Origin of the sequence: Nocardioides lianchengensis, from assembly GCF_900101465.1 — a bacterium.
In the GTDB taxonomy this organism is placed as follows: Bacteria; Actinomycetota; Actinomycetes; order Propionibacteriales; family Nocardioidaceae; genus Nocardioides; species Nocardioides lianchengensis.
The window spans coordinates 659,489-674,020 of record NZ_FMZM01000001.1 but is presented as its reverse complement, the minus strand read 5'-3'; the positions used below and the strand labels follow the sequence as shown (position 1 = coordinate 674,020).

The window sequence follows — 14,532 nt, the reverse complement described above, 5'->3', positions numbered from 1 at the left end:
CCCTTCCGCTCGACGCGTTGGCACATCCTCACATGGGGCCACCCTAGAGCGACCCGCTAGCGTCGTCCGGGTGAGGCCCCTTCCGGTCAGTGCCCCGCCACGTGTCCACGAGCGCCTCCGCGCCGCGCCCGACGGCCCGGTCCCGGTGCTCCACCGCGGCCCGCACGCCGTCTACGTCGACCTGCACGGCTGGTGCACCGGCGTCGTCGACGCCCGCGCCGCCCTGGTGCCCTGCGCGATGCGCACCCCGACCGGGGCGCTCGCCGAGCTGCCCGCCCGCTCGGCGGAGGTCCGCGACGGGGTGCTCCACCTCGACGACCGGCCCCTGGCCGTGGGGCGCTTCGCCCGCGTCACCGTCCCGCGGATCGCGCTCGACGCCGATCGGCCCGCCCCGCTCGGCACCGCCGAGGTCCGCACGCTGGTCGGGGCCGGCGACGGCCTCACGCCGTACGGCGACGACCAGCTCTGCGGCTGGCTGGCCGTGCACCGCGCGGCCGGGGTCCCGACCCCGGAGGTCGACGCGGCCGTGCGGGCGATGGCCTACCGCACCACCCTGCTCTCCGCGACCCTCCTCGACTGCGCCCTGCACGGCGAGGTGCTGCCCGAGTTCGGCGACTGGCTGCAGGTCGTCGGCACCCCCGCCGAGCGCGGCCGGGCCGCCGCCCTGGCGGCGATCGGCCACACCTCCGGTCGGGGGCTGCTGACCGGCGGCCGCCGCGCCCTCGCCGGCCTCGGCCGCCGCTCGGGGACGGCCGCATGAGCAGCACGTACGTCGAGCTGCGCCCCGGCGCCTACGCCGACTCGGTCGCTCTGCTCCAGGTCAGCCGCAGCGTCCAGCAGGTCGACGGCGTGCTCGCCGCCCAGGTCGCGATGGCCACCGCGCTCAACCTCGAGGTCCTTGCCGAGATGGGCTTCGACGTCCCGTCCGAGGCGACGACGAACGACCTGGTGGTCGCGGTCCGGGTCGAGGACGAGACGGTCCTCGAGCGGGCCCTGGCCGCGGTCGCCGAGGCGCTGGCCGAGACCCGCCGTCGTACCACCGGCGGCGACGTCGACCTCGCCCCCCACCGCACCACCGCGACCGCGCTGCGCGAGCAGCCCGGTGGCCTGGTCCTGGTCTCGGTCGCCGGCCGGCACGCGCTGGTCGAGGCCATGGACGCCCTCGACGCGGGCAGCGACGTCATGGTCTTCAGCGACAACGTCCCGCTCGACCACGAGCTCGCCCTCAAGCGGTCCGCCGCCGAGCGCGGGCTGCTGGTCATGGGACCCGACTGCGGCACCGCGGTCGTCGACGGCGTGGGCCTCGGCTTCGCCAACGTCGTCCGTCCCGGCCCGGTGGGCCTGGTCGCCGCCTCCGGCACCGGCTGCCAGCAGCTGCTCGCCCTCCTCGACCACGCGGGGGTCGGGGTCTCCTCCGCGCTCGGGGTCGGCGGCCGCGACCTCTCCTCCGAGGTCCGTGGCCTGGCCACCCGGGAGGCGATGCGCCGCCTCGACCGGGACCCGGCGGTGGAGCTGATCGTGCTCGTCTCCAAGCCCCCGGCCGACGACGTCGCCGCCGACATCGAGGAGTACGCCGCCACTCTCGCCACCCCGGTCGAGTACGCGCTGCTCGGTCCCGGCCGCCCCGACCTGACCGCGGCCGCCGAGGCGGTGCTGCGGCGGCTCGGCCACGCCGTACCCGCCTGGCCGGTGACCGGCGCGGCCGGTCCGGCCGACGGCGTGATCCGGGGCCTGTTCGTCGGCGGCACCCTCGCCTCCGAGGCCCGGCTGATCGCCGGCACCGACGCCGGCCACACGTTCGTCGACTTCGGCGACGACGAGTACACCGCCGGCCGCGCGCACCCGATGATCGACCCGTCGCTGCGCCTGGAGCACCTCGCGCGGGCGGCCGCCGACCCGGCCACGGGCGTCCTCCTGCTCGACGTCGTGCTCGGCCACGGCGCCGAGCCCGACCCCGCGACACTCCTCGCCCCGGCGCTCACCGGCCTCGGGAAGCCGGTCGTGATCGCGGTCGTCGGCACCACGGGCGACCCGCAGGGCCTGGACCGCCAGGTCCGGGCACTCGCCGACACCGGGGCCGAGGTCCACCTGTCCAACGCCGGCGCCACCCGGCGCGCGCTCGAGCTCGTCGGAGGACCCCTGTGACCACGATCGTCAACGTCGGGGCCGACCTGTTCGCCGACGCCGTGGCGGGGCAGGCCGTCGACGTCGAGCGGGTCGACTGGCGGCCGCCGATGCCCGGCACCGAGGCCGACCTGGCCACCGTCGCCGCCGATCCCCGCCGCCAGGACGCCAATCGTCGGGCGCTCGAGGCGGTGCTCGGCGTGACCGCCCGGCTGGTCGACGTCGCCCCGGCGAGCGAGGTGCTCGGCCTGCAGCGCGGCGAGTTCCTGCACGCCGGTCCGCCGATCGACTGGGCCCGCGCGTCCGGTCCGCTGCGCGGGGGGCTGATGGCCGGCGCCGCGCTCGAGGGGCTGGTCGAGGACCCCGAGGACGCCGTCGCGCTCTTCGAGGCGGGCAGCTCGGTCAGCCTCGAGCCGTGCCACCACCGGGCCACCGTCGGGCCGATGGCCGGCGTGGTGACGCCGAGCATGTGGATGTTCGTGCTGGAGGACCCGGCCACCGGCCGTCGTACGCACTGCTCGCTCAACGAGGGCCTCGGCAAGGTGCTCCGGTACGGCGCCTACTCCCCCGAGGTCCTGACCCGGCTGCGCTGGATGGGCGACGTGCTCGGTCCGCTGCTGCAGGCCGCCGTCCGGGCGAGCGAGCCGGTCGACGTGACCGGCATCCTCACCCAGATGCTGCAGATGGGCGACGAGGCCCACAACCGCAACCGCGCCGGCACCCTGATGCTGCTGCGCGACCTCGCGCCGGCCATGGTCCGCAGCGGGCTGGAGGTCGCCGACGTGGCCGAGGGGATGCGCTTCGTCGGCGCCAACGACCACTTCTTCCTCAACCTGGCCATGCCCGCCTGCAAGCTGGCCCTCGACGCCGCCCGCGGGATCGAGGGCTCGACGATGGTCGTCGCCATGGCCCGCAACGGCACCGACTTCGGCATCCAGGTCGCCGGCACCGGCGACGAGTGGTTCACCGGCCCGGCCCAGGTGGCCGACGGCCTCTACCTCGGCGACTACGGGCCCGACGACGCCAACCCCGACATCGGCGACTCGGCCATCACCGAGACCGCCGGCATCGGCGGCTTCGCCATGGCGACCGCCCCCGCGATCGTGCGGCTGGTCGGCGGCACCGTGCCCGACGCGCTGGCGACCACCCGTCGGATGCACGAGATCACCCTCGGCGAGAACCCGCGCTGGTCGGTCCCGGTCCTCGACTTCCAGGGCACCCCGACCGGCATCGACGTGACCCGGGTCTGCCGCACCGGGATCCTGCCGCAGATCAACACCGGCATGGCCGGGCGGGTCGCCGGCACCGGCCAGGTCGGCGCCGGGCTCGTCACGCCGCCGGCCGAGATCTTCCCGCAGGCGCTGGCCCGGTTGGCCGAGCTGGCTCGGGCTACGTCTTCGTCCTGAACGCCGCGACGATCCCGAAGACCGCACCGGCCGCGGCGCCGATCCCGACGCCGAAGCCCAGGCTGGTCGGGATGTCGTCGATCATGAAGCCGTAGACGATCCCGCCGACGAGGCCGACCAGCACGCAGGTCCCGATCGCGGTGAACACGTTCGTGAAGAGGGTGATCATGCGCCCCGAGTACCCGCACCCACCCCCGTCGAGTACGTCGCCGCCGACCGCGGCCCCTACCGAGTGACGGCCCGGCGCATGGCCGACATCGCGGGGCGCTCGACGATACGACCGTTGCCCCGCTGCCGGGTCGGCGCGTCGTCGCCGATTCCGCCCTCCGGCGTCGTCGTGAAGTACCACTCGTTGCTGGTCGCGCCCCACATGTTGAAGCCGAGGCAGCTCGTGGAGCGCAGGCAGGCACCGATCAACGTGGCGTAGACCGCGGCCTGGGTCCGGGCATCGCCGTTCTGCGCCACCGAGGCCTCCGAGACGCGCACCTGGACACCGAGGTCGGCGAACTCCTGGAAGATCCCCGGGAGGCTCCCGCCGAGGATCGCCTCCATCACCTCGTCGTCGTCCACGGTGTCCTCGTCGAAGTGAGCCTGCAGGCCGACGTAGTCGACGGTGCCCCGCGGCAGTCGCCTCAGCAGATCGATCACCGCCTGGCGCCGGACGCGATCCGTCTCGATGGACCAGTCGTTCAGGCCGAACTCGCCGTCGCGATGGGCGGCCCGGGCGGCCTTGAACGCCTCCGCGATGTAGCTCTCACCGATCGCCCGGTACCAGATGGTGTCCTGGTTGAGGCGACCCCAGTGATCGGGATCGAAGGGCTCGTTCACCACGTCCCAGCGCTTGATCAGTCCATGACCGTGTCGACCGTCGTAGCGGCGCACGACCGTGGTGATGTGCTCGCGCATGATCGCGAGGGCCTCGTCCCTGCTGGCTCCTCTCAGGGTCCGGTGGAGCCACCGGGGGTAGGCCTCACCGAAGATCAGGGCGTGCCCCTGCACCTCGAGGTCATGCCGCTCGGCGAACGCGACGAGCGCGTCGAGCTCACCGAACTGGAACCTGCCCCGACGGGGTTGGAGCGCCTGGAACTTGGCCAGCGTCTCGGTCTGGATCTCGTTGAAGTTGCGCAGGACGTACCTCGTGTACGCGGGGTTGGCGAGCAGCTGCGCCAGGTCCACCGCCGTCCCGATCTGCTTGTCGCCGCGGCCACGGGCGGCGGCCAGCGAAGCCAGGCCGGTGCGGCTCGGCGTCACCCGGGCGAACGGGTCTCTCGCCCGGTCGGTGATCCGCAGCCTGGTGCCCCCGAGCGGATAGACGTCCAACGCGCTGACGACGAACCTCTTCGTCGCGCTCAGGCCGAACCAGACCTGGTCCTCGAACACCTCGCGTCGCACCGGGAACCTCTGGCCGTCGACCGCGACCGTCAGTCGGTGGTCGAGCTGCCGCACCGTGATCTGCGCATGGCTCCTCCTCGGGCCTTCGAGCCTCATCCTCAGGCGACGGGGCCGGCGATCCTCGCCGTTCCAGATCCTCAGCGTGGCCACCGACCTCGTGAGGGACACGTCGATGCCGGCCTGGTGCTCGACGCGCTCGTCGAAGCGCCGGTTCGGCCCGCTCAGGAACGAGACGGTCGCGGCGCCGCGGATGCGCTGGAGTCGAGCAGTGATGCCGACATCGTTCCTCCGGGCCAGGACGACGTGCGGACCGGCCAACGCCACGGGCGGGTTCGGCTGATAGGTCGGCTGGCGCGTCTTCTGGTCCTCAGGAGACGTGCGGAGGGTCGCGAGGCCGGTGCGAGCGACGTGGAGCTTGCCGTTCCGGGCCGAGACGCCCGGCACGTAGCGCCAGTCGCTCGCTCGGAGCACACTCTGCGTGCGTTTCTCGGCGGCCGGGTGGGACACCGCCGCCGGGGTGACCTCCGGTGTCTCCACCGCCTGCGTGGCCCGGTCGATCCTGACGCCGGACCAGCCCGCCAGGATCACCGCGCACACCCCGGCGGCCAGGGCCCTGCTCAGCACGGACGACGACCGAGGCTCGACGGCCGGGTCGTCGCCGCCCTCCCGGGTGCGGGGCTCAGGGCGGTGCGCGCTGTCGATGGCGTCGGAGTCACGTGACGAAGAACGGTCAGAGCTCGATCGACCTGAGCGGAGCATCACGACATCCTGACGACGGGCGTGGGACTGGGCGGAGCTCGATGATGCAACAACACCCGGCTGCCCGCGTCCCCGGGATGAGCATGCGTACTCAGGGCGACTGAAGTACGACGCCGCTCCCCCGCGCCCGCGCGCTGCGGCTGGATGGACGCATGCGCTTCTACGACCCCACGCGGTGCCCCGACTGCGGGGCGGAGCTCCCGGCTCCTCCGGCCCACGCGGATGCCTGCCCCGCCTGCGACCTCCGCCTGACCGGCCAGACCGCGGTCCAGCTGCAGAGCGCGCTGCGGTACGCCGACCAGCTGCTCGCCCAGCTCCGTCGGCCCGCGCCGGTGGCGGCGGCGCCGTACCCCGCTCCGGCGGTGGCGGCCCCGGTCTCCCGCGGCCCGCGCGTCAGCTCGGTGCCGGCGGTGCTGCTCGGCCTGGGCGCGCTGTGCCTGCTGGTCGCGGCGATGGTCTTCTTGGCGGTGGCCTGGTCCTGGCTCGGCGTCGGCGGTCGTACGGCGGTCCTGGTCGGCCTGACCGCGGGCAGCGGCGCGGCCGGGCTGCTGCTCGGCGGGCGCGGCCTGCGGGTCGCCGCCGAGGCGCTGAGCGTGGTCGCGCTCGGCCTGGTCCTGCTCGACGTCGCGGGCGCGGGCCGGGCCGGCTGGCTCGGCACCCACGCGGGCGGCGTCCCGCCCGAGGCGTACGGCGTCGCGCTGGCCGTGGCCGGTCTGCTCCTGCTGGCCCACCCGCTGCGCCTCGTCGCCCCGCAGCTGGCCGTCGGGGCCGGGCTCGGCACCGTCGTGGCGGCCCAGGCGGCCGACGGCGACCAGGTCCGGCTGATCCTGCTGGCCGGCGTGCTCTCGTACGCCGCCCTGGCCTGGCTCGGCCGGCTGCTCGTGGCTCGCGCCCTGCCGTGGGTCGCGCTGGCCGGCGGCGCGCTGTGCTGGACCGCGCTGCTCGTCACCGGGTTGCTGGTCGCCGCCGACCACCCCTCCCTGCGCAGCCTGTGGCTCGGCGGCGGCGCGGTGACGCTGCTGGCCGCCGCCGCCCTGCTGGCCCTGCCGGTGGCGTTCCTGCCGACCCTCCGCCCCCTCCTGCTCGGCTGCCTCGCGCTCGCCGCGACGGTGCTGACCGGCGTGCTCCTGCTGCCCGCCGTCGACGAGTCCGCGACGGTGCAGCTGCTCGCCGCCGCGGCGGCGTCGCTCGGCTGGTCCGCCGCGGCCGTGGTGCTCCCCCGCCGGTGGCGCGAGCCGGTGCTGCCGTCTGTCGTGCTGCTGGCCCTGCCGCTGGCCAGCGCGGTGCTGACCCTGGCAGGTGAGGCCGCGGTCCGCGCGACGACGCTGGGCGCCCCGTTCACGCAGGACGCCCAGGTCCGGCTCGCGCCGTCCGTGGGCGACCCGCACCCCGTCGTCCTGCTGGCCGCCGCCGTCGCGCTGCTCGCGGCCGGTCTCGCCGGCCTGCCGGCCGCCGAACGGCCGCGACTGCTGCGCTGGGCCGCCGCGCCGCTGGCGCTGCTCGCGCTCGCGACCGTCGCCCTGACCGCCGTCCCGCTGGCGCTGGTCGTCCTGGTCCTCGCCGTCCTCGGCCTGATCGCCCTGCTGGTGCGCGGGCCCGGACCCGCCGCCGTCGGCCTCGGACTGCTCGTGGCCGCCGTGCTCGTCGCGCTGCCCAGCGCGGCCCTCACCACCGGGGCCGCGGTCTCGCTGGCCGCGGCCGCGGGCCTGCTCGCGCTCCGGGCCGACGCCACGAGCCGGGTCCTCGGCGGGGCCGGCCTCCCGCCCGCGGTCGCCACCGTCATCTGGGCCGGCGGCGAGGTCGCGGGACTCGACCCGACGTACCGCTCCCTGCTGGTGCTGGTCGTGGTCGCCGCGCTCGCCGTCCCGCGTCCGCGGCCGGAGGTGGAGGTCGCCGCCCTGCTCGCCGCGCTCGCGGCGGCGGCGGGCGGGATCCACACCAGCACCGAGCTCGCGGTCCACCTGACCCTCGCGGGCGGCCTGGTCACCACCAGTGCGCTGCTGCACCGCGACCGCCGGCTGCTGGCCTGGCCGGGCGGTCTGCTGCTCGCCGCCGCCACCTGGGTTCGGCTCGCCGAGATCGGGGTGGTCGCCCCCGAGGCCTACACGCTCCCGAGCGCGCTCGCCCTGGTCGCGGTCGGCCTGCACCGGCTGCTGCGTCACCCGGACTCCGACACCAGCACCGCGCTGCTGCCCGGTCTGGGCCTGGCGACCGTCCCGACGCTCGCCTGGGTGCTGGCCGACCCGATCGGCCCGCGGGCGGTGCTGCTCGGGGCCGGCTGCCTGGCCCTGGTGCTGCTCGGCGCCCGGCTGCGCTGGAGCGCGCCGCTGATGGTCGGCGCGGTCGTCGGCTCCGTGGTCGTCCTGCGGGAGGCGGCGCCGTACCTCGCCGAGACCCCGCAGTGGGTCCTCATCGGCACCGCCGGCGCGCTGCTCACCGTGGTCGGCGTGACCTGGGAGCGGCGGGTCGTCGAGCTCCGCCGGGCCGGGACGTACGTCGGCCGCCTGCGCTGAGAACGGTCAGGCCTCCGGCGGCAGCCAGAAGGCGGCCTTGATGTCGACGCTGCCGGAGGGCCGCAGCGGGGTGCCCTCCTCCAGGTAGGTCTGCCGGGCCTCGTCGGAGTGGCTGGGCGGCAGCGAGCCGTCGGCGCGGACCACCCGCCACCACGGGACCCCACCGCCGTGGGTGGCCATCACGTTGCCGACGCGGCGCGGACCGAAGCGGCCGATCGCGTCCGCGATGGCGCCGTACGTCGTGACCCGCCCGCGCGGGACCTGCTCCACGATCGCCAGCACCGCCTCGACGTACTCCTCCGGATGACGCACGCCCCCGACCGTAACGGCCGGGGGCGTGCGCGGAGGGAGCGGTCCGTCAGAGGATCGGCGAGAAGGGCTCGGTGCCGTTGACCAGCTGGAGCCCGGAGATGCCGGAGTGCTGCTGGGCGAAGGCCAGCTCCTTGGCGAGGTCGCCGATGTTGTTCGACAGCGGCAGCGGGGCCAGACCCAGGGTCGACAGGGTGCCGATCGCCTTGCCGTCGGCGCTCACGAACGCCGAGCCCGAGTCACCGGGGATGCCCGGGGTCACGGTGTAGAGCGGGTGCGACCAGCCGCCGTCGGCCGCCGCGTCGCCCAGGCTGATGCCGGTCTTCGGGGACAGCACGGTCAGCCCGCCGCGCAGGCTGGAGTTGCCGTAGGAGTAGACGCGGTCGCCGGCGGCGGTGCCGTCGGTGTCGATGCCGGTCGGGCCGCCCCAGAACGGGATCGACGGGTTCACCTTGGCGACGTCCGCGGCGTCGACCTTGACCAGCGCGAAGTCGTTGTAGGCGCAGGTGTTGGGGTCGGTGGTGCCGAGCTGCTTCTCGGTGAGCCAGGAGGAGTAGGCCAGGGTGCCGGCACCGAGCTGGGTGCCCTCGCTGACCAGGCTGCCGCCCTCGTTGAAGGTGACCCGGGTGCCGAGCGGCAGCGACGCGGCCTGGCAGCCGTCGGTGTCGGTGGCCTCACCGAGGCCGGCGCAGTGCGCGGCGTACCCGACGTAGACCGCGCCCGCGCCGTCGGTGAACACGAAGTTGCCGGTGCACTGGGCACCCTCGGTGTACATCTGCACGCCGGGCGTGATCGTGGCCGAGTCGGCCGGGGCCCAGGCCGCAGCGGCGTCGGCGGTGGCGGGTGTGGCGGTGGCCAGCGCCGTCCCGAGAACGGCGCTGGCCGCCACGGCGACGGCACCGGAGATCCGGCGGGTGGTGAGCTTCAGCAAGGGGTCCTCCTCAGGCAGCCGGCGACGTCGCCGGTCGGATCGGATACACCCCTGTAACGCCGACTACCCGTCCGGGTTACGGACGGGTAGTCATTCCGGGCCAGGCCCGGGTGGTCATTCCAGGTGGGTCAGTACGACGGCTGCGAGGGGTCGATCTGGTTGACCCAGGCCACCACGCCACCGCCGACGTGCACGGCGTCGGCGTAGCCGGCACCCTTCACGATCGCCAGCGTCTCCGCGGAGCGGACGCCCGACTTGCAGTGCATGACGACCTGCTTGTCGCTCGGCAGCTTCTCCAGCGCGGAGCCGTTGAGGAAGTCGCCCTTCGGGATCAGCACCGACCCGGGGATCCGGTTGATCTCGAACTCGTTGGGCTCGCGCACGTCGACGAGGACGAAGTCGCGGGTGCCCTCCTCACGCTCCTTGAGCATGTGCTCCAGCGTCGTGACCGAGATCGTCGAGCCCGCGGCGGCGTCGGCCGCCTCGTCGGAGATCGCGCCGCAGAAGGCGTCGTAGTCGATCAGGCCGGTGACGGTGGGGTTCTCGCCGCACAGCGCGCAGTTGGGGTCCTTGCGGACCTTCAGCTTGCGCCACTCCAGCTCGAGGGCGTCGTAGATGACCAGCTTGCCGATGGCCGGGTCGCCGATGCCGGTGAGGACCTTGATGGCCTCGTTGACCTGGATCGAGCCGATCGCGGCGCACAGGACGCCGAGCACGCCACCCTCGGCGCAGCTCGGGACCATGCCCGGCGGCGGCGGCTCGGGGTAGAGGCAGCGGTAGCAGGGCGCGTCGTCCGCCATCGTCGGGGCGAAGACCGAGGCCTGGCCGTCGAAGCGGTAGATCGAGCCCCAGACGTAGGGGATCCCGAGGAAGTACGCCGCGTCGTTGACCATGTAGCGGGTCGCGAAGTTGTCGGTGCCGTCGACGATCAGGTCGTAGCCCTTGAAGATCTCCATGACGTTGTCGTTGTCGAGGCGGACCTCGTGCACGATCACGTCGACGTAGGGGTTCGTCTCGGCGATCGACTCCTTGGCCGACTGCGCCTTGGACTTCCCGATGTCGGACTGCCCGTGGATGATCTGGCGCTGCAGGTTGGACTCGTCGACCTCGTCGAACTCGGCGATGCCGAGCGTGTGCACGCCGGCAGCGGCCAGGTAGAGCAGCGCGGGGCTGCCGAGGCCGCCGGCGCCGATCACGAGGACCTTGGCGTTCTTCAGGCGCTTCTGCCCGCTCATCCCGACGTCGGGGATGATCAGGTGGCGGCTGTAGCGACGCACCTCGTCGATGGTCAGCTCGTCCGCGGGCTCCACCAGGGGCGGGAAGGACACGACTCTCTCCTCGTTGCTAGGTCGTCAACGCTCGGGCAACACCGCGCGTCCCGTCCATGTTCCCCGCGACGCCACGCCCCGTCGTACCGCGTCCCGTCATCCGGACCGCGGCTACGGACGGGTAGGGTTCTGGACGGTTGACCGCTTGGAGGAGCAACAGTGAGCGCAGGGCAGTACGACGTCGAGGGGGCCCGCCCCCGGGGTGGCCGCATGCCGCGGCGCGAGCGGCGCGCCCAGCTGCTCGAGTCGGCGCTCGGCGTCTTCGTCGCGCAGGGCTACCACGCCGCCGCGATGGACGACATCGCCGAGCGGGCCGGGGTGTCCAAGCCGGTGCTCTACCAGCACTTCCCCGGCAAGCTCGACCTCTACCTCGCGCTGCTCGACGTCTCCTGCGACGCGATCATCGACAACTGCCGCCGCGCGCTGGAGTCCACCCAGGACAACAAGCAGCGGGTGGCCGCGACGATCGACGTCTTCTACGAGTACGTCGCCCAGGACACCGGCGCGTTCCGGCTGGTCTTCGAGTCCGACCTGACCAACGAGCCCGCCGTGCGTTCCCACGTCGACCGGGTCACCGCCGAGTGCGCGACCCTGATCGCCGAGGTCATCCACGACGACACCGGCCTGCCCGACGAGGCCTCGCGCCTGCTGGCCGTCTCGCTCGTGGGAATGGCCCAGGTCTCGGCCCGGTTCTGGCTCACCGAGGCCGGCGGCATCGCCCAGAACGACGCCGCGGCCCTGGTCGCCGGGCTGGCCTGGCGCGGGATCCGCGGCTACCCCAAGACCGACGAGCACTGACGCAAGCCCAACATCAACTACCTGAAGGAGCACCACGTGGAGGTCAAGATCGGCGTGCAGCACTCGCCGCGCGAGCTGGTGGTCGACACCGACGAGACGGCCGAGAACGTCGAGAAGCTGCTCGCGGACGCCGTGGCGGCCGGAGGCGTCCTCGCCCTGACCGACACCAAGGGCCGCAAGATCATCGTCCCCGCCGCGGGCATCTCGTACGTCGAGGTCGGCGGCGGCGTCGCCGGCCAGGTCGGCTTCCGCAGCTAGCCCGTCCCGACCCGACCGCCCGGAACGACCCCGACCGATGATCGTCAGCGACCTGCTGTGGGCCCTGGTGGGCGGCGCGGTCGTCGGCATCCTCGGCAAGTGGCTGGCTCCGCGCGGTCGGGACGAGGTGCCCCTGTGGGTCACCGTGCTGTGCGGGGTCGGCGGGGTGCTGATCGGCAACGCCGTCTACACCAGCATCTGGTCGCCCACGACCCCCGGGTTCGACTGGTGGCGCCACGTCTGGCAGGTCGGCGTCGCCGCCGGCCTGGTCACCCTCGCCGCCGCAGCCGCCGCCCGCCAGCGCCCCTGACCCGTCACTGGATGTCCGCTTCTCGCGGCGTGTCGGTTTGGGATCGACGGGTCAGCTGGCGAGGCCGAGTTCGGCCATCCGCTCGGTGTGCCGGTCGGTGAGCCGGGTGAACATCCGGCCGATCGCGGCCAGGTCGAGGCCCGGGCGGTCGACGCCACCGGCCAGCAGGGCCGAGAGCGCGTCGCGGTCGGCCGCGACCCGCTGCGCCTGGATCAGCGCCTCCCCCATCAGCCGGCGCCCCCACAGGGCCAGCCGGCCGCCGAGGCGGTGGTCGGCGGCGATGGCGGCCCGCACCTTCTCGACGGCGAAGGCCGCGTGACCGGTGTCCTCCATCGAGGCCACGACCAGGTCGCGGGTGCCGGTGTCGAGGTACGCCGCGATCTCGCGGTAGAAGTCGTCGGCGAGGCCGTCCCCGACGTACGCCTTGACGAGTCCTTCGTACCAGTCCGAGGGCGCGGTGTGCTCGTGGAAGAGGTCGATGGCCTCGCTGAACGGCTGCATCGCCGCGAACGGGTCGGCCCCGAGCTCGGTGAGCCGCTGGTGGATCGAGGCCACCTTCGAGAACTCCTTGCTGGCCATCGTCGCGATGGCCACCTTGTCCTCGAGGGTGGGCGCGAGCTTGGCGTCCTCGGCGAGTCGCTCGAACGCCGAGATCTCGCCGTAGGCGATCACGCCGAGCAGGTCGACGACCGCCTCGCGGTAGACCGGGTCCTGGAACGCCAGAGGGGTCTCGTCCGCTGTCGATGGGGCCACGGGCGCACCCTACCGATAGAATGGGCGCCGAGAGGGCGCGCCCGCCCCGATGGCGAGCCGCCCGGTATGTGCGCGGCAGACCGCTCCTGAGTCCGCCGCTTCCGACAATCATTCGGTTGATCCCGGCTGACTCACGAAAGCGACAAGATCCTGACCACGTTCCGAGAGCTCGGGGTGCTTCCCGAGATTTGCGACGCGCTCGAGCGCGCCGGCATCACCACCCCCTTCGCCATCCAGGAGATGACCCTCTCCGTCGCGCTGATGGGCACCGACCTGATCGGGCAGGCCCGCACCGGCACCGGCAAGACCCTCGCGTTCGGCATCCCGGTGCTGCAGCGCAGCGTCTCGCCGACCGACCCGGCGTACGCCGACCTGCCCCAGGGCAAGCCGCAGGCCCTCATCGTCGCGCCGACCCGTGAGCTCGCGCTCCAGGTCTCCAGCGACATGTCGGTGGCCAGCAAGGACACCGGTCTCCGGGTCCTGACCGTCTACGGCGGCGTCGGCTACGACACGCAGCTGGAGGCCCTCGAGTCCGGCGTCGACATCGTCGTCGGCACGCCCGGTCGGCTGATCGACCTGGCCAACCGCCGGGCCCTCGACCTGTCCCACGTTCACGCGCTGGTCCTCGACGAGGCCGACGAGATGCTCGACCTGGGCTTCCTGCCCGACGTCGAGCGGCTGCTGCGGATGACGCCCGAGACCCGCCAGACCATGCTCTTCTCGGCCACCATGCCGTCGGCGATCGTGTCCCTGGCCCGCATGCACATGCGGCACCCGATGAACATCCGCGCCGAGTCGTCGTACGAGAACGCGACGGTGCCGGCGACCGCGCAGTTCATCTACCAGGCCCATGACCTCGACAAGCCCGAGATCATCGGCCGGATCCTGCAGGCCGAGGACGTCGAGAAGATCATCGTCTTCACCCGCACCAAGCGGCAGGCCCAGCGGGTCGCCGACGACCTGACCGAGCGCGGCTTCAAGGCCAGCCCGCTGCACGGCGACATGGCGCAGGTGGCGCGCGAGAAGGCGCTGACCAAGTTCCGCGAGGACAAGATCCAGGTCCTGGTCGCCACCGACGTCGCCGCCCGCGGCATCGACGTCCGGGGCGTCTCCCACGTCATCAACTACACCTGCCCCGAGGACGACAAGACCTACGTCCACCGGATCGGCCGCACCGGCCGCGCGGGGGCCTCCGGCATCGCGATCACCTTCGTCGACTGGGCCGACCTGCACCGCTGGAAGATGATCAACAAGGCCCTCGACCTGCCGTTCGACGAGCCGGTCGAGACCTACTCCACCTCCGAGCACCTCTTCCACGACCAGGGCATCGCCCCCGGCACCAAGGGCCGCGTCGTCGACCCGGCCCCCGTCGAGCGCAAGCCGCGTGAGGACCGGGACCGCCGCGACGGCGACCGCCCCGCGCGCGCCCGCAGCAACCGCAGCCGCACCCGCACCCGCAGCGGCGAGACCGTCGCCGAGGGCTCGGCCCCCGCGGCCGAGGGTGCCCCGGCCGAGGGCGGCGAGCGTCCCGCCGGCGCCAGCCGCAACCGTCGTCGCCGTCGGCGCGGCGGCTCGGGTGGGCAGGGCGGCTCCGGCGAGGGCCAGGCGAGCGCCGCCCCGGCCGACGCCTGAGCGTCCCCGACCGATCGAC

At 73.7% G+C, this 14,532-nt stretch carries 14 protein-coding genes; 8 read left to right on the top strand and 6 right to left on the bottom strand.

Annotated elements, in window-relative coordinates; translation table 11 throughout:
• The first annotated feature begins 70 nt into the window (after window positions 1-70).
• Genes BLT76_RS03340 through BLT76_RS03330 form a run of 3 tightly spaced genes read left to right on the top strand, consistent with a single transcriptional unit; the run spans window position 71 to window position 3,530 of the window.
• Window positions 71-760 carry an oxamate carbamoyltransferase subunit AllH family protein gene (locus BLT76_RS03340; protein ID WP_139175395.1) on the top strand — a complete coding sequence of 230 codons (690 nt, stop codon included), beginning with the start codon at window positions 71-73 and terminating at the stop codon, window positions 758-760.
• On the top strand, window positions 757-2,145 hold the full coding sequence (locus BLT76_RS03335) for an AllF/FdrA family protein (RefSeq protein ID WP_090850691.1): 1,389 nt from the start codon (window positions 757-759) through the stop codon (window positions 2,143-2,145). The genes BLT76_RS03340 and BLT76_RS03335 overlap by 4 nt, the downstream gene beginning before the upstream one ends.
• Window positions 2,142-3,530 carry a YlbE family protein gene (locus BLT76_RS03330; RefSeq protein WP_090850689.1) on the top strand — a complete coding sequence of 463 codons (1,389 nt, stop codon included), beginning with the start codon at window positions 2,142-2,144 and terminating at the stop codon, window positions 3,528-3,530. Before BLT76_RS03335 ends, BLT76_RS03330 begins: the two co-directional genes overlap by 4 nt.
• Here BLT76_RS03330 and BLT76_RS03325 read toward each other — a convergent pair.
• Window positions 3,514-3,699: a hypothetical protein gene (locus BLT76_RS03325; RefSeq protein ID WP_090850687.1), complete on the bottom strand. Its 186-nt coding sequence runs from the start codon at window positions 3,697-3,699 to the stop codon at window positions 3,514-3,516. The two genes, BLT76_RS03330 and BLT76_RS03325, sit on opposite strands and share 17 nt — an antisense overlap.
• A gap of 56 nt (window positions 3,700-3,755) precedes the next feature.
• A complete protein-coding gene (locus BLT76_RS03320; protein ID WP_170866919.1) occupies window positions 3,756-5,546 on the bottom strand; it encodes an endo-1,4-beta-xylanase in 1,791 nt (596 codons plus the stop codon).
• Between the two features lie 287 nt (window positions 5,547-5,833).
• On the opposite strand from BLT76_RS03320, the gene BLT76_RS03315 reads away from it, so the two are divergent.
• Complete coding sequence (locus BLT76_RS03315; RefSeq protein WP_090850681.1) at window positions 5,834-8,194, top strand: SCO7613 C-terminal domain-containing membrane protein; 2,361 nt, start codon at window positions 5,834-5,836, stop codon at window positions 8,192-8,194.
• Window positions 8,195-8,200: 6 nt separating this feature from the next.
• On the opposite strand, the gene BLT76_RS03310 is transcribed toward BLT76_RS03315, so the two are convergent.
• The 3 genes from BLT76_RS03310 to moeZ form a co-directional block, all read right to left on the bottom strand.
• Complete coding sequence (locus tag BLT76_RS03310; protein WP_090850679.1) at window positions 8,201-8,506, bottom strand: MGMT family protein; 306 nt, start codon at window positions 8,504-8,506, stop codon at window positions 8,201-8,203.
• Between the two features lie 46 nt (window positions 8,507-8,552).
• Window positions 8,553-9,434 carry a S1C family serine protease gene (locus BLT76_RS03305; RefSeq protein ID WP_244509225.1) on the bottom strand — a complete coding sequence of 294 codons (882 nt, stop codon included), beginning with the start codon at window positions 9,432-9,434 and terminating at the stop codon, window positions 8,553-8,555.
• Between the two features lie 128 nt (window positions 9,435-9,562).
• Window positions 9,563-10,762, bottom strand: a complete 1,200-nt coding sequence (gene moeZ, locus BLT76_RS03300) for an adenylyltransferase/sulfurtransferase MoeZ (protein WP_090850677.1) — start codon at window positions 10,760-10,762, stop codon at window positions 9,563-9,565.
• A 210-nt stretch (window positions 10,763-10,972) separates the two neighbouring features.
• Between moeZ and BLT76_RS03295 the strand changes: the two genes are divergently transcribed.
• From BLT76_RS03295 to BLT76_RS03285, 3 genes are read left to right on the top strand one after another with little or no spacing between them, the layout of a single operon-like run.
• Complete coding sequence (locus tag BLT76_RS03295; protein ID WP_090850675.1) at window positions 10,973-11,560, top strand: TetR/AcrR family transcriptional regulator; 588 nt, start codon at window positions 10,973-10,975, stop codon at window positions 11,558-11,560.
• 36 nt (window positions 11,561-11,596) lie between these two features.
• Window positions 11,597-11,818 carry a DUF3107 domain-containing protein gene (locus BLT76_RS03290; protein ID WP_090850673.1) on the top strand — a complete coding sequence of 74 codons (222 nt, stop codon included), beginning with the start codon at window positions 11,597-11,599 and terminating at the stop codon, window positions 11,816-11,818.
• A 37-nt stretch (window positions 11,819-11,855) separates the two neighbouring features.
• Window positions 11,856-12,128: a hypothetical protein gene (locus BLT76_RS03285; protein ID WP_218856215.1), complete on the top strand. Its 273-nt coding sequence runs from the start codon at window positions 11,856-11,858 to the stop codon at window positions 12,126-12,128.
• A gap of 51 nt (window positions 12,129-12,179) precedes the next feature.
• Here the strand turns inward: BLT76_RS03285 and BLT76_RS03280 are convergent, their stop codons facing one another.
• Window positions 12,180-12,881 (bottom strand): ferritin-like fold-containing protein, encoded by a 702-nt coding sequence (locus BLT76_RS03280; RefSeq protein ID WP_090850671.1) that lies wholly within the window; start codon window positions 12,879-12,881, stop codon window positions 12,180-12,182.
• Between the two features lie 240 nt (window positions 12,882-13,121).
• Between BLT76_RS03280 and BLT76_RS03275 the strand changes: the two genes are divergently transcribed.
• Window positions 13,122-14,513 carry a DEAD/DEAH box helicase gene (locus BLT76_RS03275; protein ID WP_257024133.1) on the top strand — a complete coding sequence of 464 codons (1,392 nt, stop codon included), beginning with the start codon at window positions 13,122-13,124 and terminating at the stop codon, window positions 14,511-14,513.
• Window positions 14,514-14,532 lie beyond the last annotated feature (19 nt).